General features: G+C 69.3%; 17 protein-coding genes. 9 read left to right on the top strand and 8 right to left on the bottom strand.

What is annotated here, in order from left to right; genetic code table 11:
- Window positions 1-56: 56 nt before the first annotated feature.
- A complete protein-coding gene (locus tag ACFWRT_RS00790) occupies window positions 57-4,460 on the top strand; it encodes a tetratricopeptide repeat protein (protein WP_380948852.1) in 4,404 nt (1,467 codons plus the stop codon).
- On the opposite strand, the gene ACFWRT_RS00785 is transcribed toward ACFWRT_RS00790, so the two are convergent.
- Together ACFWRT_RS00785 and ACFWRT_RS00780 are read right to left on the bottom strand one after the other, a co-directional pair.
- On the bottom strand, window positions 4,417-4,818 hold the full coding sequence (locus ACFWRT_RS00785; protein WP_380948851.1) for a hypothetical protein: 402 nt from the start codon (window positions 4,816-4,818) through the stop codon (window positions 4,417-4,419). The genes ACFWRT_RS00790 and ACFWRT_RS00785 overlap by 44 nt on opposite strands.
- A 63-nt stretch (window positions 4,819-4,881) precedes the next feature.
- On the bottom strand, window positions 4,882-6,021 hold the full coding sequence (locus ACFWRT_RS00780) for a hypothetical protein (protein ID WP_380948850.1): 1,140 nt from the start codon (window positions 6,019-6,021) through the stop codon (window positions 4,882-4,884).
- A gap of 555 nt (window positions 6,022-6,576) precedes the next feature.
- Between ACFWRT_RS00780 and ACFWRT_RS00775 the strand changes: the two genes are divergently transcribed.
- Both ACFWRT_RS00775 and ACFWRT_RS00770 read left to right on the top strand, forming a co-directional pair.
- Window positions 6,577-8,067 (top strand): alpha/beta fold hydrolase, encoded by a 1,491-nt coding sequence (locus ACFWRT_RS00775; RefSeq protein ID WP_380948849.1) that lies wholly within the window; start codon window positions 6,577-6,579, stop codon window positions 8,065-8,067.
- A 140-nt stretch (window positions 8,068-8,207) separates the two neighbouring features.
- The gene (locus ACFWRT_RS00770; RefSeq protein WP_380948848.1) at window positions 8,208-9,173 is read left to right on the top strand and encodes an RES family NAD+ phosphorylase; all 966 of its coding nucleotides are present in this window, start codon (window positions 8,208-8,210) and stop codon (window positions 9,171-9,173) included.
- Between the two features lie 715 nt (window positions 9,174-9,888).
- On the opposite strand, the gene ACFWRT_RS00765 is transcribed toward ACFWRT_RS00770, so the two are convergent.
- From ACFWRT_RS00765 to ACFWRT_RS00750, 4 genes are all read right to left on the bottom strand, one after another.
- Window positions 9,889-10,050 carry a hypothetical protein gene (locus tag ACFWRT_RS00765; protein WP_380948847.1) on the bottom strand — a complete coding sequence of 54 codons (162 nt, stop codon included), beginning with the start codon at window positions 10,048-10,050 and terminating at the stop codon, window positions 9,889-9,891.
- A complete protein-coding gene (locus ACFWRT_RS00760) occupies window positions 10,047-10,307 on the bottom strand; it encodes a hypothetical protein (RefSeq protein ID WP_380948846.1) in 261 nt (86 codons plus the stop codon). The genes ACFWRT_RS00765 and ACFWRT_RS00760 overlap by 4 nt, the downstream gene beginning before the upstream one ends.
- Window positions 10,308-10,616: 309 nt before the next feature.
- On the bottom strand, window positions 10,617-11,102 hold the full coding sequence (locus ACFWRT_RS00755; protein WP_380948845.1) for a hypothetical protein: 486 nt from the start codon (window positions 11,100-11,102) through the stop codon (window positions 10,617-10,619).
- Between the two features lie 4 nt (window positions 11,103-11,106).
- Window positions 11,107-11,670 carry a hypothetical protein gene (locus tag ACFWRT_RS00750; protein ID WP_380948844.1) on the bottom strand — a complete coding sequence of 188 codons (564 nt, stop codon included), beginning with the start codon at window positions 11,668-11,670 and terminating at the stop codon, window positions 11,107-11,109.
- A 399-nt stretch (window positions 11,671-12,069) separates the two neighbouring features.
- On the opposite strand from ACFWRT_RS00750, the gene ACFWRT_RS00745 reads away from it, so the two are divergent.
- Entirely contained in the window at window positions 12,070-12,621 is a 552-nt protein-coding gene (locus ACFWRT_RS00745; protein WP_380948843.1) for a carboxymuconolactone decarboxylase family protein, read from the top strand.
- A gap of 33 nt (window positions 12,622-12,654) precedes the next feature.
- Window positions 12,655-13,389, top strand: coding sequence for a maleylpyruvate isomerase family mycothiol-dependent enzyme (locus tag ACFWRT_RS00740; protein WP_380948842.1), 735 nt, complete (start codon window positions 12,655-12,657; stop codon window positions 13,387-13,389).
- Between the two features lie 68 nt (window positions 13,390-13,457).
- Here the strand turns inward: ACFWRT_RS00740 and ACFWRT_RS00735 are convergent, their stop codons facing one another.
- Window positions 13,458-14,801: an ABC1 kinase family protein gene (locus ACFWRT_RS00735; RefSeq protein ID WP_380948841.1), complete on the bottom strand. Its 1,344-nt coding sequence runs from the start codon at window positions 14,799-14,801 to the stop codon at window positions 13,458-13,460.
- Window positions 14,802-14,947: 146 nt separating this feature from the next.
- Between ACFWRT_RS00735 and ACFWRT_RS00730 the strand changes: the two genes are divergently transcribed.
- On the top strand, window positions 14,948-16,144 hold the full coding sequence (locus ACFWRT_RS00730) for a HEAT repeat domain-containing protein (protein WP_228991985.1): 1,197 nt from the start codon (window positions 14,948-14,950) through the stop codon (window positions 16,142-16,144).
- 121 nt (window positions 16,145-16,265) lie between these two features.
- Here ACFWRT_RS00730 and ACFWRT_RS00725 read toward each other — a convergent pair whose 3' ends face one another.
- Window positions 16,266-16,910, bottom strand: coding sequence for a winged helix-turn-helix transcriptional regulator (locus ACFWRT_RS00725; protein WP_380948840.1), 645 nt, complete (start codon window positions 16,908-16,910; stop codon window positions 16,266-16,268).
- 504 nt (window positions 16,911-17,414) lie between these two features.
- On the opposite strand from ACFWRT_RS00725, the gene ACFWRT_RS00720 reads away from it, so the two are divergent.
- From ACFWRT_RS00720 to ACFWRT_RS00710, 3 genes are all read left to right on the top strand, one after another.
- On the top strand, window positions 17,415-17,861 hold the full coding sequence (locus ACFWRT_RS00720; RefSeq protein WP_380948839.1) for a DUF1428 family protein: 447 nt from the start codon (window positions 17,415-17,417) through the stop codon (window positions 17,859-17,861).
- Window positions 17,858-19,135 carry an MFS transporter gene (locus ACFWRT_RS00715; protein WP_380948838.1) on the top strand — a complete coding sequence of 426 codons (1,278 nt, stop codon included), beginning with the start codon at window positions 17,858-17,860 and terminating at the stop codon, window positions 19,133-19,135. The genes ACFWRT_RS00720 and ACFWRT_RS00715 overlap by 4 nt, the downstream gene beginning before the upstream one ends.
- Before the next feature lie 67 nt (window positions 19,136-19,202).
- A complete protein-coding gene (locus tag ACFWRT_RS00710; protein WP_381121201.1) occupies window positions 19,203-19,712 on the top strand; it encodes an SRPBCC domain-containing protein in 510 nt (169 codons plus the stop codon).
- The last annotated feature ends 15 nt before the right edge of the window (window positions 19,713-19,727 follow it).

Here is a 19,727-nt window from a genome sequence, read left to right as displayed (position 1 = left end):
CGGCTGCACCGCGGCCGGACGACCTTCCGCCCCAGGCGCTACGGCTGGCTGTGGCGTTGAGCACTGCGGTCCGGATCGAACCCGAACTCCTGCGCCTGGTTCGGGTGCGGGTGGAACCGACCCTTACCGTGGCGGCGGAATCGGACCTCTGGTACGGGCCGTGGGCCGCCCGCAACGGTGGCGCGTACATGGCCCTGCGGCAGCCTCTGCTGACCCCGCTGCGTGAACGGCTCGTCGCCGAACTGTCTCGGAGCGGTCCCGAGGACCCGCTGCTGGCCGTCGGCGGCCTGGTGGCGCAGGCACACCGGAGCCTGTCCCCGGTGCTCGCGCTGGAGGAGCGGGTGACGTGGGCCGCGGTGCTCGCCGATGCCGGGCTCCGGCATCTCGCCGAACACACCGTGGACGAGCTGATGGAACCGGTTCTGCGCGCCGCGGTGGAGAATCCGTCGCGGCACGAGGGACTGCGCCGTTGGTTCACCGGCGCGGCGCAGCGGTTGCCCGAACGGGCCAGGACCAGCCGCAGCGCCATTCGGTTGTCCCACATCCTGGAGGTCGACCTCGAGACCGGACCCGGCCGGGGCGGGAGCGGCCGCCCCCTCCCGTCGACCGACCGGCGGGCATCGACAGCCGACGATTTCATCCTGGCGGTCCGTCATGACGGGGGCCACATCACGATGGGGGATCCGTCCTGGCCTGCCACCGCGATCCAGGTCCCGGACGGGCCGGTCCTGGTGCTCGACGTCTCGGACAGCCCGACCCGATGGGAACGTGCCGAACGAGTGGCTCTGCGCAAGGGGGTGACGGTATCGGTGCGAGCCCAGGGGGTGCCCGTGTATCTCCGTACGGAGACAGGCGTGGTCTATGCGCTCGGCGCGCCGCATGTATCCGGTCGGGAGTACGGGCAGGCGGGACCCGACACCACAGCGGGCATCCTGCTCCGTGAGCGGGTGTCGCAGCTGGCGGATGATCAAGCTCTCCGGTACGGCGTGCATCCCGCCGCAGGCCCCCTCCTTCTGGGCGCACCCCCGAGCGGTGAGCTGCCCGCGCTCCCGCCGTACCTTCCCCGGCAGGTGGACGAGGAACTCTCCGAGGCCCTGAACAGGGCCCCCGGGCGCAAGAACCGTCGCTTCGTCGTGCTCAGCGGCGAGCCCGGGAGCGGCCGCACCCGGACCCTGTGGGAGGCAATGCGCCGCAGCCTCGGCCCGCGCTGGGTACTCCGCCCACCCGACGTGATCGCCCCGGCGGACCTCGCTGCGGCCCTGCGCGAGGACCCGCTCGCATCACCCGTCGTGCTGTGGCTCGACGACCTGGACATCCGGCTGTCGGGAGAGTCCGGCGAGAAACTGGCCCGGTCCGTCATCGACTTCCTCAAAGACCCCGCCACCGGCGACGTGCTGCTGCTGGCCACCGCCGGGCGGTCCCGGAAGGGCCTGGGAGAGGCCGGTCGCAGCCTCCTCGCACAAGCGATCACCTTGCGGCTGCCCGCCGCCTTCTCCGAGAGGGAACTGGCGGCTCTGGCGACGCGTCGGCCACCCGCCGATCCCCGGCTCTCGGACGCCGTTCGCCATCATCGTCAGGGCAGGATCGTCCAGTACCTCTCCGGTCTGGACACCTTCGTGGCCGACCCCGTGGCAGGGATTACGCTCCCCGCCCGCCCCCCCGGCCCGCTGCACGAGACCCTGCCGAGGCCGGGACTGCTCACCGGGCGCCACGCCGAGACCGACAGGCTGCGGACGGCTCTCGACCCCGCGGCCAACCGACGGCAGCCGCCGGTGGTCGCCGTGACGGGCCTGCCGGGTGTCGGCAAGACCGCGCTCGCCGTGGAAGTGGCACAGCAGGCCCAGGACCGCGGACTCTTTCCGGGCGGAGTAGTCTTCGCCCACCTGAACGGAGGCACCTCCGGAGAGGCGCGGACGGACGTCGGCGCGGCCTTGAACCTGCTGTTGCGCACCCTGGGCATCCCGGCGGCGGACATTCCGGCCCATGAGGCGGGCCAGGTGGCGATGTACCGGCGCCGCCTGGTCGGTCTGGCCCGGGAGGGTGCCCCCCTGCTCCTCGTGCTGGACAATGTGGAGTCGTGGACCCGGCTCCAGCTGCTGCTCCCCAGGATTCCGGGTATCGCGACCCTGGTCACCGCACGGTCCCGAAGCTCCGCCGCGGGTGCGACCTACCACGTTGAGCTGGAGGTGCTCCGCCCGGACGATGCCGTGGCCATGCTGGAGGCGGCCGCACGACGGGACGGGGCACCTCCGCCGAAGAGGGCCGAAGCGCTCCAGCTGGCCCGACTGTGCGGCTTTCTCCCTCTCGCGCTGAGCCTGGTGGCCGCCCGGCTGACCCGGAATCCGGGGACGGACCTGGCCGGCCTGGTGGATGAGCTGGCCTCCGCCCGGCTCCGCCTCGGACGCCGCGAGGAGGAGCTCTCCGTACGCGCCGCACTGGACTCCTCCTACCGGCTTCTCACCGAGCCCGAGGCGCGAGCTCTGAGGTACCTGGCGATCGCCCCGGGAACCGAGATCTCCGCCGAGGCGGCGGTACTGTTGCTGGGCGTTCCCGAGGAGGAAGCCCACCGGCTCCTCGCCGCGCTGACCGACGCCCATCTGCTGACATCGGTGGCCTCCCAACGCTGGACCATGCACGACCTGGTCGCGCTGTACGCCACCGAGCGCGCCTCGCACGACGAGCAGGACGAACAGGCGGAGGCGATCGTGCGGCTCGCCACCGGCTACCTCCAGGGCGCCCGGCACGCGACCGCCGAACTGGGCGAGGAGACGGTGCGCCTCGCGGAACGGCGGAGTGCCCTGCGGTGGCTCACGGAGGAACGACTCAACCTGCTGGCGATGGTCGACAACGGCCCGGAGGAGATCGCCGTCGAACTGGCCCTCCAGCTGGTCGAGTTCCTCACCGAGGAACGCTTCTTCGGGGATCTGCTCCGGATCAACGACCGCGTGTACGAGGTGGCCTTGTCACGTTCGGACGAGACTCTGCTTGCGACCGCGCTCAACAACCGGGGAGCGGCGCTGGCACACCTGCGACGGTTCGACGAGGCGGTCGAGTACTTCGAACGGGCTCATACGGCGTACCGGGAGCTGGGAGACGCCCCGGCGGAGGCCCGTGCGCTCAACAACCTCGGGGCGGCCCTGCTGGGGTCCGGCCGGACCGAGGACGCGACCACGGTGCTCGCGTCCGCCGTCGAGGCATACGCCGCTCTCGGGTTCGGCCCGGAGCACGCGGACGTCCTCGACAACCTCGGTACGGCGCTGTCGAGGTCCGGCCGGGCGACCGAAGCCCTCAATGCCTTCGAGCGTGCGCTCGCCCTCTTCCCCGCCGCCGACCAGCCCCGGCGTACGGCCCGGCAGCTGGGCAATCTCGCTGCGGCACTGCGGTCGGTCGGCCGCCCAGGCGATGCCATCGGCGCGCTGGAGCGCGCCGTGGACCTGTACGGGAGCGCCGGAGCACGCCACGGCCAGGCCCAGGCATGGAACAACCTCGGCAACGCGCTGCGGGAGGCGCACCGCACGGCGGAGGCGGTCGACTGCCTCACGGAGGCCGTTGCCGTCTTCGGCGAACTGGACGACCGCCACGGCCAGGCCCAGGCGCTCAACAATCTGGGTGCGGCCCTTCTGGAGGCGGGCCGGGTACAGGAAGCCATCGACTTCCTGCGACGGTCCGGTGAGCTCCACGGAGAGCTGGGGGACAAGCGCGGCGAGGCCCAGGCGCTGAACAATCTCGGTCTCGGGTTGTTCGAGGTCGGCCGGTTCGAGGACGCCCTGCCCTGTCTGCTCGCCGCCCGGGACATATACCAGCTCGTGGGCGACCGTTCCAGCGAGGCCCAGGCACTCAACAACGCGGGCAACGCCCTGCGTCGGCTCGGCCGTCATGACGAAGCCGCCGAGCAGCTGTCGCTGGCGATCGAACTGTCCCGGCGGGCGGGAGACACGGGCGGTGTGCTGCGCGCGCGGGACAACCTGGGACTCGCGCAACTGGAGGGCGGACAGACAACCGCCGCGACCGCCGCCTTTCTGTTCAACGCACGGCAGTACGAGGCGGCAGGTGACGACCGGGGTCATGCGCAGGCGCTCAACAACCTGGGGAGCGCGCTGATGGCGGAGGGCGAGTACGGGCAGGCCGCGGAAGCGCTACGCGCTGCGGGGGAACTGCTGACGCGCACCGGTGACCGGCGGGCCTGGGCCCAGACGGCCGGCAATCTGGGCCTTGCTCTGGAGAGCATGGGCAACCGCACCGAGGCCATCCTGGTTCTGCGCGAGAGCGCGGATGCCTACGCGGCGCTGGGTGACAACATCGGCCGCTTCCACGCCCTCTACAACCTCGGCAGCGCCCTGAGACGGGCGGGCCGCCGGGCGGAATCCCAAGTCGTCCTTGGCGAGGCGGCCCGGCTCACTCCCGGAGGACAGGGACCTACTGATCCCCGTCCTCCGAACGGGCACCGGGCGGGACGTTGAAAATGTTGACGCCGCTGATGTGCCCGCCTTGGATCACCGCACCGTGGTAGGTCCCGCCCGAGATCATGTTGGTGACATTGCTGGGACCTCCGCTCCTGTCCTCGGCCTCATCACTCCATTCCTCGAGGTCCGAGCGGAATTCGTCGTCCTGGATTGACCGCCGCACCAACGCCCTGATCAGCGCGTGGGCCAGCTCCGGGTCGGTCGGCGACGCCTCGAAGGCGACGAGTTCCTCCGCTGCGGATTCCCCTGCGGCGGGCCGCAGGACAAGGCGTCGCAACCTTCGCCAGAGCGTGCTGCGTAAGGCGCCGGTGGCGACGCGGATCAACAGCGCCGCCTGCAGGAGCGTCGGCTCCATCCCCTGACCGCCTCCCTCTCGCCACCATTTTTTCGTGATCCCCGCCGTACACCGTACCGGCGACTACGCCGGGTCCGAAGGCGCCCGGGGCGATGCGCCGCCGGCCGTCGGCGGACCGGCGGCGCCCGGTGACGTCAGCTCCGGGCCCAGGGCTGGTGCGGGTACGGCTCCGGCGCGCAGCCGCTCGTAGACGAGGTCGAAGGTGAAGCCCGCGCTGAAGCCCAAGGGGATCGCGAAGAAGAGCAGTCTGCGCACGTCCAGCTGGTCGAAAAGGCCCGGAACCGCTAGGAGCTGGGAGGCGAAGTACAGAAGTACGGTGACCAGGCCCGCTCCCAGCCCTCTGATTCCGGCACGCACCCAGGCGGCCTCCGTCTCGAAGGAGTTACGAGTCATCGCCCCCGCGACCGACGCGAGCAGCGGGGCGGTAATCAGGGCCGCCAGGGCGCGGGCGTCGGCGGGGCCCGGCTCACCGGCCAGGACGAGGGCGGCGAGGGCCCCGACCACGCTCACGCCTGCAGCGGTCAGCCCGCCGCCGGCCCGGCGGGCCAGGGACCGGTCGGCCCGCTCCTGGATCCGGGCCGTCTCCGCGCGCCGGGTCCGTTGCCGTAACAGGCTGGCGATGAGTCGCGGGGCTGCATCCGTGGACCAGTCGCGGCCGAGCAGGGCGATGTCCTCGTCGTCCGTGTGGTTGCGCACCTTGTCGAGGTTGACCCACACCTGGCCCGCCCCGCCACCGAACGCTGCGACCGGCAGTACCGGGACGCCCTGCGCCATAGCGACGATTCCCGCCACTCGAGTGGACTGCCCGCCGCCCACAAGCAGCACCCCGTCGCAGCTCAACAGGGTCCGGTAGTAGGAAACTTCCCACTCCCCACTGGTGTCCCGGAACGTGTCCAGGGTGACCGAACTGCCGTCGGGCAGAGCGAAGGCGACCTCGCGATGGCGCGGCGGGTACGCCGCCACCCTGCCGGGGTTCTGTGCGTCGGTCCCCTCGGCGTACCCGTGGACGACCTCATGCTCGATGTAGGTGGGTTTGCTGGAGAAGACGGCCAGGTCACAACCCGCCCGGGCCAGCTCGCGGCCGAGCTCCCGGCAGGCCGCCGGAGCCTGGTCGGCCGCGCGCAGCGGAGGCGCGAAGGTGCGCGACGCGTCCACGCTGCCGACGATTGCTATCAAGGGGCGTTCGCGCTGCGACAAGACCATGCGTGATTTTATCCCGCAGACCAAGATCGCCACGGCTCTACGGGGATAGCGTCTTGCTCCTCTTCAGCGGCTTCCCGAGCCACCACTCGGCCGGACCGGAGCCTTTGCGCTCCGGCCGCGCGATCCGCGTCCGGGCGGAGAGGCGGTTCTCGACCGTGTCGCGCTCCGGGGTCAGGCAGTACAGCCACCTCCTGAGGGCGCTTCGGTCCACGGTGCCGCTTTCGTCTACCATCGCGATGGCTCTCTTCTGCAGATCCTCCAAACCCGAGCTGGCCGGACAAGGCGTACCTAGGCGGCGGACTGCATATCCGAGTCACCTTCCGGGGCCGCCTCAACGCGAAGGTGGAAAAGGCTCAGTTCCTCCGCGTCGCACTCGCTGATCCAGCGGATCCGGCTCAGCCTTGAGGGCTGATCCTCCCCATCATGCTCAGATGCTTGCCCGGAGCGCTGGGGCGAGTCCTCGTGCGGCTCGCCGGACTCCCTATGGTCAGACCGTGGACCTCCGTATGCTGCATACGAACGGCGTCGCACAGCGCCTCGGCTCCAGGGGGAGACTTGCATCAGGCCGCCATCGTCTTCGTACATGGTCTCTACTCGTCGCCGACCACCTGGACCCCCTTGCACCAGGAGATGTCGAAGATCCCTGCTGTCTCGGACGAGTACGACTTCCTGTTTTTCGAGTACGCGACGCGACCGGTGACTTGGAATCCGTTGCGGCGGATGCCGGATCTCGACACGATCGCGGAGAGCCTCCGTGGTTTCATCGGGGATCTGACCACCGGGTACGAGCGGGTAGCCTTGATCACACACAGCCAAGGCGGGTTAGTCGCCCAACGATACTTATCCCGCATGCTGCTGGCGGGCCGCGGGCAGGAACTCGCCAAGATACGACGGCTGGTGATGTTCGCCTGCCCCAACAACGGGTCCGACCTGTTCCTGCTGGCCCGCAGGGGGCTGATCCCTATGACCAGGAACAGCCAGGAGCGCGAGCTTAAACCGCTTCAGACCTCGGTACTGGAAACTCAGCGCAGGGTGATCGACGGAATTGTTCGGGCCACGGAAGTCGCGGACACCAGCTGTCCGATCCCGATCGTGGCCTACGCAGGCGAGAGCGACAACGTGGTGGTCCCCTCCTCGGCCGCAGGGTTCTTCCCCGAGACGGGGGTGTTGCCAGGCGACCACTTCTCGGTCATCAAGCCCAGCGGCCCGAACAGCCGGCTTGTCCATGCCTTAGGCAAGGAGCTCGCACGGGCCCTCGCGGAACCCTTCCCCGTCGACCCGCAGCCCGAGGCTGACATCCCCCATCGGCGCAGGCCGGCGCACTCTGCAGCCGACGTGCTCACGGAACGCGAAATGGCTGGACCGATCAACATAACAACCGGCGCGCCCGGTAGTCCTGTGTCCGCGCTCTACCTGCACGGCGGCCCAGTGGAGCAACTCAGGAACGTAGATATCTTGGTGTCATCGGAGAATACATATCTCCAGATGTCCCAGTTCTTCAAGCCGTCGACTTCCGGCAGCCTGCGGCGGGCAGCGGCGGAGAAGAGCGGTGGGGGACAAATTTTGGAGGACGTGGCCGGCGATCACCTCGCGGTGTGGCTTCGCAGACACGGCAGCCTCGGACTGCCCGTAACCGGCGGAACCGTTGCGCCTACACCTGCGGGTGCGCTGTCGAGACGAAACGTGCAACGCATCTACCACGCAGCTATCGCCGCCCCCATTTCGGGAACGAACAACTACGGCATCGACCCTCAGTCGATTCCCAGAGCCGTGCACAACGTCTTCGACCTGGCCCGTCAGGAACGTCATGAGCAAGGCCTCGCTCTCTCATCCATCTGCTTCCCGCTCTTCGGGGCAGGGCGCGGGGGGATGAGCGTCTCGGAGAGCTTCGAGTTGATCTGGGAGCCGCTGATGAGCGAACTCGCCGAAGACCCCAGCTGGAGCATCCACTTCACCACCCGCCGAAAAACGATCTTCGACCTGCTCCACGAGAGGCTTCGCGCCAAGAAGCGCGCCTATGAGCAGATCGCCCAGGAGCGCGGGTGACCCCGCCGGAAGGCCTGTCCCTCCATGGTGCGGTCTGTATGGACCACATCAGTGACACACATCTGCGCCGCCACCTCAGCACGCTATTGACCGCCTCTCACTGCTCCTTCTGTACTACGCACTCGCTTCAAGGCGAGCCCGTGGCCGTCGGCCTCCACCTCCTTGGGCGCCGTGTGCTGGGCGCAGTCCAGGACAAGTACGAGTACACGCAGGCGTCCGAGGAGGGCATCAGTACTGCGGCCGCCGTCGAAGAGGTCTGCCGAGGCGCCGTCGAGCCTCGCATAACGCGCCTGGTAGGGGAGTGGGCGAAACCCACGTCGTGGAAGCTGAGGGCGGTTCCACGACAGCGCCCCGCTTACGCCCATTGGACCGGATTTCGCCGGCAGGTCAGTCACCAGAGACGCTTCACCCTACTCGCCGAGACCGAACGGCATGATGCGCCTTCGCCCTTGGCCATGCTGGGCGAGGTGTCTGCGGTCGTCGACCGGGTGGGGCTCGTTCGCACGTTGCCCGCTGGACACCAGGTGTGGCGCGGGCGCATGCGCGCCCACGCGGCCACACCGAGCTATGCCGCGGCGGACATCGGCTCGACGCCGCCCACACGGGCTACCGCCAACCGGATGAGCCCCGCAGGTGTCTCGATGTTCTACGGATCTGCGAACGCGGATACCGTCCTCGCGGAGATATCGGCACACGATCTCAGGCCCTACGCAGCCGTGGTGGCATTCGAGTTGATCCGTCCGGTTTCCGTGGTCGACTTGGCGGTCGTACCTTCCGTACCGAGCTGGTTCGACCCCGACCGAGGGACCATGATCGGCCCAGTTGAGTTCATCCGGTCCTTCTCGGATGACCTGAGCCGTCCGGTGGTCCGGGACGGGCACGAGCACCTTGCCTATGTCCCCACCCAGGTACTGACTGAGTACCTCCGCTACCTTTCACCACTGAGCGTGGACGGGATCGCCTTCCGCTCGGCACACAACGGTGGTGTCAACTACGTCCTGTTCACCGGTCCCGAAGGCTGTGTCGACCCCGGAGGCGAGACAGCTCAAGCGATGCTTCGCCTTCAGCCGGGCACCGAACGGGTTGTCGAGCGTTCGGGCATCTGAGACTTCGGCACGGTTGGCGGTGAGACGTCGAAGGGCGGGAGTCAGGTCTCGGTGGTCACGCCTGACGAGCCAGGGTCCGGTCCGCTGTTGGGGCAGTAGGCCCACGAGGGCTGGGGCGGTGTCGATCATGTGCTCTCTCGGCCGAGACGACGGGCCGGCGCCCGCCGGTTCTTCAAGAGTTCGGTGCCGTGCTCGACGCGGATGCGCCGCGAGGTGTGCGCTCTGCGCCGGCGCCCACCACATGCTTCCGCGGCCGGCACGCAAGCTGTCCCGGTGCCGCTCATGCGACAACGACGCTGCCTCGCCAACGAGTGCTCGTCCCCATGCGATGTGGGTTTCGCACAGGCGGGAGGTGCGTGGACGCGCGTCGTTGGTGCGCGCAAAGCAGTCTCCCATGCCTGATGACCCGTCAAGCAGGTCGGCATCCGGTCAGCGTGAGTCGCCGGGCGTTGCCGGAGGAGTGCCCGAGAAGGCCTCGTCGGCGGCGCGAACGCCCAGGTGGGCCCGTAGCGCCAGATCGGAGGGATGTTCCTCGCAAACATTGTTCCGCGGGTGCCGGTGTACGGTCGAGACCGCCCTTGACCCGCAATAAGCAGGCAGGGAGCCGTCTCAGAGGGGTCGACAGTGCTGCGCACTCTGTTCGGGTCCACGATCTGACTGTTTGGCGCCGCCGCAGTTCAGTGGCGTCATGCGCCGCCCTCAGGTCAGCAAATGGTCAGCATGCGTCCCGGATGTGCGGCGTAGTGGTCGTCTTCTCCGGCTGGATGGCGTATCCGGGCTCCTCGCGCTGCTTGCCGAGCGTGTCGTCGAGATCCGCGGAGGAGAGGCCGCCGTCGGCGGCGGTCACCGTGATGTCACCGCTGCGCGCCCCGCTCACGGTGGCTGCGAACCGGTCCAGCACGGACAGGGGAGTCGGGGTGCCGTACCGGCTGCACCCCGGCTCTCACCGATCTCCAGCAGCCGTCGCCGTTCCTCGGCGCTGGTGAGCGGCAGGTCGCCCACGACCGTCGCGGTGTCGCGTACCACGTGTGCGAGGAGGAGAGCGAATCGATCGGCGATCCGTGCGATGGTCTCGGCACCGAACAGATCCTGGCTGAACTTCGGCGTTCCGTCGAGGCAGACCCCGTCGCCCACGACCGACGCCGGCTCGGTGAAGGAGAAGGAAAGGTCGAACGTGGCTGCCCGGTGTCCACCCCCCTTTAAGTGGGTTACGAGACCGGGCAGGTCCAGCTACGGGGGCCGGTGGTTGTTGAGGGTCGGCATGACCTGGAAGAGCGGGTGACACGAGGGCGAGCGAGTACCGGGCACCGGCCTCACCGTAGGCCTGTACGGTCGGCCCGCACAGCCCGCACAGCCCGCACAGCCCGCCCTCGCGACCAACGCGGACGTCGACTTTCCGGCCGACGGCACGTGCCCGCCGGCGCTCCGTACAGGGCAGGGCGGCTACTTCGCGGAAAGCATGAGGCGGCGCCGCGCGAAGAAGCCCTTCTCTCCAGGGGAGGCCGGAGGCATCAGATGCCGACGAGCCACGGCCACGAGCAGTGCATAGGCGGCCACCACCAGGACGACCGTGATGATCCACGACCGCGAACCGGTCGGGTCGTAGACCCGCCCCGTGTTGCCCACGTCCATGGCCGGCGCCGTCTGCCCGGCCGCGAACGTGTCCCGGCCGCTCCCGTAGAGCTTGACGCCCGTGAGTTCCACGGTGCCGTCGTCGGAACGAAACGTTCCCGACCATTCACATGAGGTGTGCCCGGAGTGACCCACGCACACGAGACGGGCGGCGGTGAAGGTGCCCCGCGGCCCGTCCGCGGTCGCGGCCCGGGCGGCGGTGCCGAGATTCGGCACCGTCATCCAGAAGAGCAGGATTCCAGCCAGCAGAAGCAGGAGGGAGACGAACCCGGAGGGCCTTCTCCCGCTGGTGGTCATGGGTTCAGTCCTGCGGCGCGCAAGTGCACCGTGCGGCGGCGTTGTCCGGCCGGTTCGCGCGGGTGTGCAGGTACATCGCCACCACCATGGGGACCGTCACCAGGGCGTTGTAGAAGAGGTGCAGTTCCACCCGGGGCATGATCAGTTGGATCAGGCTCGTCGGAGCGGCCTTGCCCAGCAGGTGCGCGCCCGCGAGTGCCTGGACCAGGAGCAGCAGGTGCTCCAGGTGGTGCCACACCTGGATCCCGAGCGACACCTTCCACCAGGTCCCCGAGCGGCCGGTGAAGCCCGGACGCAGAAGGAACAGGCCGACCATCATCACCAGGGCGTAGCCGTAGTGCATCCATTCCGAGGTGACGAGCCACGGGAACGGAATCCCGAGGACACCGCGCGCCTCCGGGATCGGCCAGCCCATGACGTAGATCTGGTAGGCCTGGACCAGGTGCTCTGCCCAGTGCGCTATGACGATGAACAGGAATAATCGCAGGCCGAGTTGATGGTGTCGGCCGTTGAGCGAGTCGAGTCCGCCCCGCAGGGTGTTGGGTGACGCTCCCGTGCTGATGGCCATGCCTGAACCTCCACGGTCGGGAAACGGTGGCCCATTACACCAGCACCGCACACGCGACGGCTTCTTCCGAAGTGCTCTCCTTCGGCGACCTGTTCGCGGACGCCCGCGGGCCGGCGCACGACCCGGTGCACGCTCCCCGGTGTGCACGGCGCCGACCTCCCCGGTACGCGCCGAACAGATGCCGCTGCTCAGGGACATGATCGGGGAAGGACCGATCCTTCTCTGCGCTCATGGCCGGTCGGAGACTCGGCCGCGACAGCGCGAGCTTCCACGCCTCGACGCACGGTTGCCACCGACTGGAGCGTTCACTAGCTTCCTCGCAACGCGAAGGCCCCGCCGTTCCGCGGCCACGCGATTCTCACCGCACATCTGTCTCCCCCTTCTCCTGGAGGACGAGCCGTGCCCCACATCGCGCTGAACAACGATCTCCCCGGAATCACCGGACTGATGGTCCACCGGCCCGACACCGGCGGACCGCTGGGCGACCTGGCGAACGCTCTGCTGAGGGCACCGTCCTCGCTCGAACCGGGCGAACGCGAGCTGATCGCGGCGTACGTCTCGCGGCTCAACAGCACCGAGTTCTGCTCGTCCTCGCACGGGGCCTTCGCGGCCGCGCAACTGGCGGGGGGCGGGGAACTGGTACGGGACGTGCTGGCCGATCCTGGCACCGCGCCGATCAGCGGGCGGCTCCGTGCGCTGCTGGGCGTGGCCGCAGAGGTCCAGAGCGCCGCGCGTCCGGTCTCCGATCGAGCGATCGAGGCGGCCCGCGCCGAGGGCGCTGACGACACGGACCTGCACGACACCGTTCTCATCGCCGCGGCGTTCTGCATGTACAACCGCTACGTCAGCGGCCTCGCGACCGAGCTGCCCAAGGACGACGAGTACTACGAGCACGCCACCCGCCGGATCGTGACGGACGGCTACCGGGCCGGGATCGTCCAGGGTGAGTGACTCCACTCAGCCGGGGGCACGGGAGGCTGCCGTATGACCGACCTGACCATTGGTCCGATACCGGACCCCGATCATCACCCAGCCTACCGTGCCTGTCGGGAGAACATCACCCGGCTCGTCACCTCGGACCCGTCGGTCGCGGAGCTCCCCGTGCCGGCCTGTCCCGGCTGGAGCGTACGTGATCTCGTCGGCCACCTCGTCCTGGTCTGCCGGCTGGCCGTCGACGAGGATCCGGGCGAGATCAGTGAGCCCCCGCCTCCGCCTCCGGGCATCCCTCTCGACGAACTCGTCATCACCTGGGCCGCGTTGGAGGAGCAGCTTCCGGCAGTTCTGCCGCGCGCGGAGTGGCTGCGTCGCCGCATCCTTCCGCTGGACGCGTTCTCGCACGAGCTCGATCTCCGTACGGCACTCGGTCTGCCCCCGCCCGATGGTTCCCCCGCCCTCGCGGACGCGCTGGATCTCGCCGTTATGGGCTTCACCCTGTCGCTGCACGGGCACGGCCTGCCGGCGTTGCGCGTCCGGACGCCCGACCGGGAGTGGACGGCCGGCGAGGGCGAACCGGCCGCCACGCTGGGCGGCGGCGCTCTGGAGGTCTTCCGCGCTCTGACGGGACGGCGCACGGTCCGTCAGATCGGTGAGCTGTCCTGGAGCACCTCGCCGGCACCGTGGCTGCCCGCGTTCACGTGGGGCCCCTTCACACCGCCGACGCGCGCGGTCGAGGAGGCGGCGACCACCCCCATGGGATCGGACCGGCACTCCCGCACCTGATGGCCGTCGCCACCCGGAACGCCGGGTGGCGACGGCCACCGGAGCCCCGCCGGCCCGTGGGCCGACGCTCAGTCCACGCTCTCCAGCCGTCGGCGGCGCTCGCCGGCGGGGCGGCCCGACGCGGCGCGGAACACGATGGGGCGGGCGATGGCCTGGAAGTCCACATCCGGGTCGAGGCGGCGGACCGTCTGCTCCACCATGAGGAGCGCGAGAAGGGGGAACACGAACTCCGACGAGGCGTAGATGCCGTTGCGCCGTTGACTGGCGAACAGTTCGGTGGAGAAGGCGATCAGGTCGAAGTCGCGTGCGGTGCTGCCGCCGTACCGGTCGACGAGGCGCGTCATGTCCGCGGTGAACGCGGCGGTGTCGCTGCGCCGGTCGACCTGTCCGGCGCTGGCCAGGACCGCTTCGGCGCACCGGGGACCGTTACGGAACCCGAGGTTGAGGAAGAACAGGGCCAGATTCTCCCGTACGACCTCGGGGACGCGGTAGACGAATCCGGCGTCCAGGACGACCACGGATCCCGTGCGGGTCAGCCGCAGGTTGCCGGGGTGCAGGTCGCAGTGGACCAGGCCCGTGCAGAACAGCATCTCGAAGACGGCCCGCAGCGTCTGGTCGGCGAGCGCCCGGCGGCGCTCCTGGCTCAACTGGGCCACCTCGACGTGCTCGCGTACCCCGGGCACGAAGTCCATGACCACGCAGGCCTCTCCGCACAGCGCGGTCACGGGCGCGGGGACGGCCACGAACTCCAGGGTGGAGAGGTCGTCGCGGAGCAGGGCGAGGTTGCGCGCCTCGGCGGCGAGATCGAGTTGGCGCAGCACGCTCGCCCCGACGGCGCGCGCCATGTCGGAGAGCGGGGCTCCGCGCAGCCCAGGGAGCCGTCCCGCGAGCGCGAAGGCGGTGCTGAGGATGGCGACGTCGCGGCGGACCGTGTCGGTGAGACCGGGACGGCGGAGCTTGACCGCCACCTGGGTCCCGTCGCTCAGCCGGGCCGGGTAGACGCAGGCGATGCTTCCCGAGCCCAGGGGCTCGGGCCGGAAGTCCGTGAGCAGCTGGGCTCTCCCGGGGCCGAGGTGTGCCGCCAGCGCCCGGTGGACGTCCCGGGCCCGCATGGGTTCGACGTTGTCGTGGAGGCGTCCCAGCGCCGCGCAGGCGCGGGGCGGCAGGACGTCCTCGCGGGTGCTGGCGATCTGGGCGAACTTGATGAAGGCCGGGCCCAGCCGTTCGACGATCCGGGAGAGCTCCTCGGGCCAGTCCGCCGGGGTGGTGGGCCGTCCCCTCAGCCGCCGCAAGGAGTGTCGTGCCAGGTGGCGGGCGGTGCCGACGGAGACGGTCGACAGGATGTGGCCGAGACGCAGCAGGGCCGCGGCGGTGGTCACGGAGGGCAGATCAGGACGTTCAGCTCGTTCCATATGGCCACACGTTCCTTAAGTTGATGATCTACGACTCCTAGTATCGGCCAAGTGATCCGGGGATACACCGTCCTTGACAGGTCAAGGTTACTTAGTTTTCATATAACTACCTCGCATGGGGTGCACTACCTAACTGCGGAGGAAACATGACCCAATCGATCGAATCCCGGATGCAGGAAGGCCTGGTGGCCCTGACGCCGCCGCCGGCCGCCCGGTACAACGACCCTGCGGAGTACCTGGACTTCGCCCGGCCGATCACCGAGAAGTTCCTGCCGTACGACACCCGTAGCGACAGCGAGCTCCGGGAGGTCACGGAAGGGCACGAGAGCCCCCTGGAGCGCGAGCGCGCACTGTGGGAGTTCGCCGACCGCAACCCGGAGGAGAGCCTGGCGTTCATCGCCGAGACCATCGCCACGGAGAAGGACCGCCTGGTCCGCTCGGGCGCGCTGTGGCTGGCCCTGCGTTCGGCCGGTCCGCGGGCTCTGGGCGTCTTCGAGAAGTACGCCACGGACGACGACCCCGAGGTGGCCGACTGGGCGCGCGTGCTCACCGGCGACATCACCGGCGTCAAGCAGCAGCGGGTGTACAACGAGGCCGAGGTCGAGGAGACCGGCTACTTCGATCAGACGGTGCCGCTCATCATCGGCGGCCGGGTCGTCATCATGACGCCCGGTGTCGGCGCGGTCCGCGCGGTGCTCTCGCCGCTGTGGTTCGACTCCATCCTCGGCCGTGTGCTCGCGAGCACCAACGTCGAGACGATCCGGACCGACCTCACGGTCGAGAAGGAGCTCAAGGGGCTGAACGAGGACGGCTCGTGCCACTACGAGATCTTCCCGTTCCGCGGTCTGAGCGTCGAGTACGACGGGAACAACCTGGAGCACAACTACCTCTCCGAGACGCTGCGTCCGTTCTACCCGAGCGGCTTCGTCGGCAAGGGTGAGATGGTCGAGGTGCCCGTGTCGCTCGGCCGTATCGCGCTCACCTCGCTCGCCCGCAAGGGCGACGTGGCCATCCAGGGCGACGGTCCGCGTGCGCAGCGTCTGCGCGAGGCCGACATGCCCTTCGTGGAGAGCGTGCGCGGCCGGTACTACGGCTGGGCCGCGGTCAACCTGGACCGCACCTTCGACCGTGGCACCGTCGGCGCCGGCGACGTGCAGCTGTCGAACCCGACGGACCCGATCGCGGGCCCGATGACCAACGCCAAGCTGTACGGCACGTTCCGCGGCAAGACGGGCGACTACACCGGCGCGGGCCGCTACACGCTCAACTCGATCAAGTGCCACGGCCGTCCCGACGGCAAGATCGACGTGGTCCAGGGCGGTGCCGAGCTGGCCGCCGAGTGACCTGTGGTGTGACCTGACGGTGCACCCCCACGCGAGGTGGGGGTGCACCGTTGCGTCGTGGCCCGGCCGGGACGTCGGACCGCCGGCAGGGGCCGGTCCCGGCGCCGGGGCGTCCGGGAGGTCAGTCCAGGCCGAGCATCAAGGTGCAGCGGAGCACGGCATCCGGCTCGCCCTTGATCCGGACGTCCCCGGTGGCGAGCGCCTGGAACGGGGACAGCATCCGAGCGCCCACCCGGACGAACGTACCGGCGTCGCACTCGATGGTCAGCGAGGGCTCGGCCACCGCGCCCCGCTCGAAGGAGACCCGGCCGTCGCGCACCAGGATCTGGAAGGTCTGCTCGCCGACCCTGAACTCGTAGACCTCGTCCACCTGGGGAACGGCGTCGTCGACGATCATCGCCTGCACGGCGAGGAAGCCCCACTCGGCGCGGGTCGCCCCGTCGGCGTCCGACGCGTCGAGGAAGTTCAGGCCCCAGCGCGCGAGCGCGAGGACAGGCTCCCGCAGCTCCTGCCCGGAGGCGGTGAGCCGGTAGAGACGGGCGCGCCCGTCGTCGGCCACGGACGCCTGCTCCACCAGGCCGTGGTCGCCGAGCATCCGCAGCCGGTCGGTGAGCAGATTGGGGCCGATCCCGGGGAGGTTCTCCAGCAGGCCCTTGAAGCGGGCGGGGCCGATCAGCAACTCCCGCACGATGAGGAGGGTCCACCGCTCACCGATGATGTCCAGCCCGGCGGCCAGACCGCAGAACTGTCCGTAGTCTCGTTTCACGGCGGCCTCCTTCACTCTCGTTCTCGATAGTAACATTCGTGCTCTGTGCAAGGGAGTGGGAAGAAGCAGGTGGGTGGGGTGAGGGCCGGCCCACCGAGGCCGCGGGACGTCCGCCGTGGCGGGGCCGAACGGGCGGATACGGCGGGGGCGCCGAGTCGCCGCGCGGCGGGAAGGGCGCCTCCGTCTCCGCGTCGGATCCGAGAGCGTCCCCGGTCCCATCATCCCTGCTGGGTAAGGCGGTTCACGGATGGCTGTCTGGGGCGCCGGACGTCGTGCCCGCACCGCGCCGCCGGTGTGCCGGGGCGGCGGCATCCGGTCGCCCCCACCTGACGGGGGCATGTGGCGGTGGCATGCGCGTTCGACTGCGGGCCGGGCGGTGGACGCATAGCCGTGAGGGTCCCGCGGTGCCCGACGTGATCCTTGCCACTCACTACGTATTCGTATAGTCTCCTGCCGGACAGTTCGATTCACAGGCCCTTGTTCACCGGGCTCAGATCTCGCTGGGTGGTGGATTTCGTGTATCTCATCTGGTTCCTGCACAGGGTTCCCAGGTCGCGCGAAGAGGATTTCCGCACTGTCGTCCACGACGCCGTAGAAGTCTTCCGGCGGCACGGCGCCATCGGCGGCACCGTGATGGAGGTGAGTGACCCCGAGGCGAAATACGGCTGCTCGGACATCGCCTCCGGCGTCGACGTGGCGCCCGACGAGGTGGTCTACGCCGAACTCACCTACTTCCACGACCGGGCGCACTACGACGAGGTCATGCCGAAGGTCGACGCCGACCCCGAGTTGGCGGAGCTCTACGACAAGCTCGTGGAAACAGTCGATATCTCGAGAATTCTCCGCAGCGAGATGAGCACGGTATTCGAGCTCATGAACACCGAGGAGCACGCCAGGTACCGGCGGACTCCGCACAGGCATTGGCATCCGGCACACCAGGAGACAGCGTGACGACAGAACACCAGGACGGGTCCGACGCGGCGTTAGCCGAACCCTCGTGGAACTTGAGGGCCGTCACCTGGTTGTCCGGCACCCAGTTCTTCATGTTCGGCATCGCCATCGGCGTGATGACGGTCGCCTGGGCGGAGGTCATCCGCTCCCTCGACCTGAGCGACGGGTTCTTCGGCACCGCGCACCTGCTGCTGCCCGTCGTCGGGCTGGTGACGCTGCTCGCCGCCAAACAGATCTACCGCTACCTGGACCACCGCTGGATCGGCATCTACGGCCAACTCGCCCTCATCGGGCTGCTCGTGATGCTGGCGGTGAGCGACCACTTCGTGGGTCTGCTGATCGCCTTCGTCCTCGCCGGCCTCGGGTCCGCGCTGGTCGACACCGCCACCAACAGCGTGTTCATGGAGATCCAGGCGCGCGGCGGCCGCGAAGTGATGAACATGATGTACGCGATCAACAGCGGCGGTACGGTCATCAGCGCCCTCGGCGCCGGAGCCCTGATCAGCATGGGCATGGACTACCGCTGGGTCGCCGTGCTGTTCGCCGTGATCATGGCGCCGGTGCTCGTCGCCTCCTTCGTCATCATGTACCCGCCGGTGAACCAGGACGAGCCGGAGGAGGCATCGGACGCCGCGGAGGCCGAGGGCGACGTCGGCCTCTTCAAGCTGATGCGCAACCCGCTGTTCCGCGTGGTCTTCGTGATGACCGTGCTCGGCATCGCGGTCGAGAGCATCGTGCAGGTCTGGTCGGTGATCTACGTCGACCAGCTCCTCGACGCCCCCATCGTCTACGGTGGCGCGGCCTTCGCCCTCTTCAGCCTCACGATGATGATCGGCCGCATGATCAACGCGTGGCTGGTGGCCGCCCTGGGCATCCGCAGGTCCTTCCTGATCTCGGCCGTGGGGACCGCCCTGTCCGGGGGACTGCTGATGGCCGCATTCGACCTGTGGCTCTCCGTCTTCGCCTTCCTCCTCATGGGCATCGCCATCGCCGGCGTACAGCCCACCTGCCTCAGCGCCGCGGCCCGGGTGGCACCGAGCCGCGTCAACATCGTCGCCGCGGCCATGATGGTGCCCGCGTACGCCGCGTTCATCGCGACGCCGACCGCCTACGGCTGGCTCTCCGACGCCACCTCCCTCAACACCGCCATGGTGCTCGTCGTGGCCGCGGGCGTCGGGGTCGGTGTGCTCGCCCTGAGCCGCCCGATCGCGGAGGCCGACCGGGCGGCCGCGCCCGCCGAGTCGGGGGACTCCACGCTCACCGCCCAGACCTGACCGGCTCCGCCGCGTCCCGCCGCACCACTTCACCCCTCCCGGCCCACGTACAGAAGCGGAGTTCATGATGAGCGGATCGCTCAGCGCCCTCGGAACGGCATCGCGTACGGCACGCACGGCGACGCTGGACCGGATCCTCCCGGCGACGCCCGACGAGGTGTGGCGGGCCTGGACCGAACCGGACCGGCTGCCCCACTGGTTCGGTCCGGTTCTCCAGGGCATACCGGGGCCTGACGTGGAGTACGTACTCGAGGGCCGCGGCGCGCACGGCGACACCATCGTCTGCCGGGTTCTCACCTGGGAGCCGTCCACCCGGCTGCGGGTGACCTGGCGCTACACCGGCGAGACCGAGTCCGAGCTGCGGCTCGACCTGACACCCACCGACGACGGCGGTACCCGACTGCTCCTGGAGCACGTGGGGTTCGGCCCCGAGGCGGACCCGGTCGACTACGCGGCCGGCTGGCACATGTACACCGACAACCTGGAAGCACACCTCGCCGGAACCCCCGGCGTGGCGGACTCCGACGCGCGCTGGATGGAACTGATGCCCGTCTACGCGGCGGCATCCGCCGACTGAGCCCGCAGAACAGAA

Origin of the sequence: Streptomyces cyaneofuscatus (assembly GCF_042718795.1) — a bacterium.
In the GTDB taxonomy this organism is placed as follows: domain Bacteria; phylum Actinomycetota; class Actinomycetes; order Streptomycetales; family Streptomycetaceae; genus Streptomyces; species Streptomyces cyaneofuscatus_A.
Note: the sequence above shows the minus strand (reverse complement) of the source record. Positions and strands in the feature narration are given on the sequence as shown.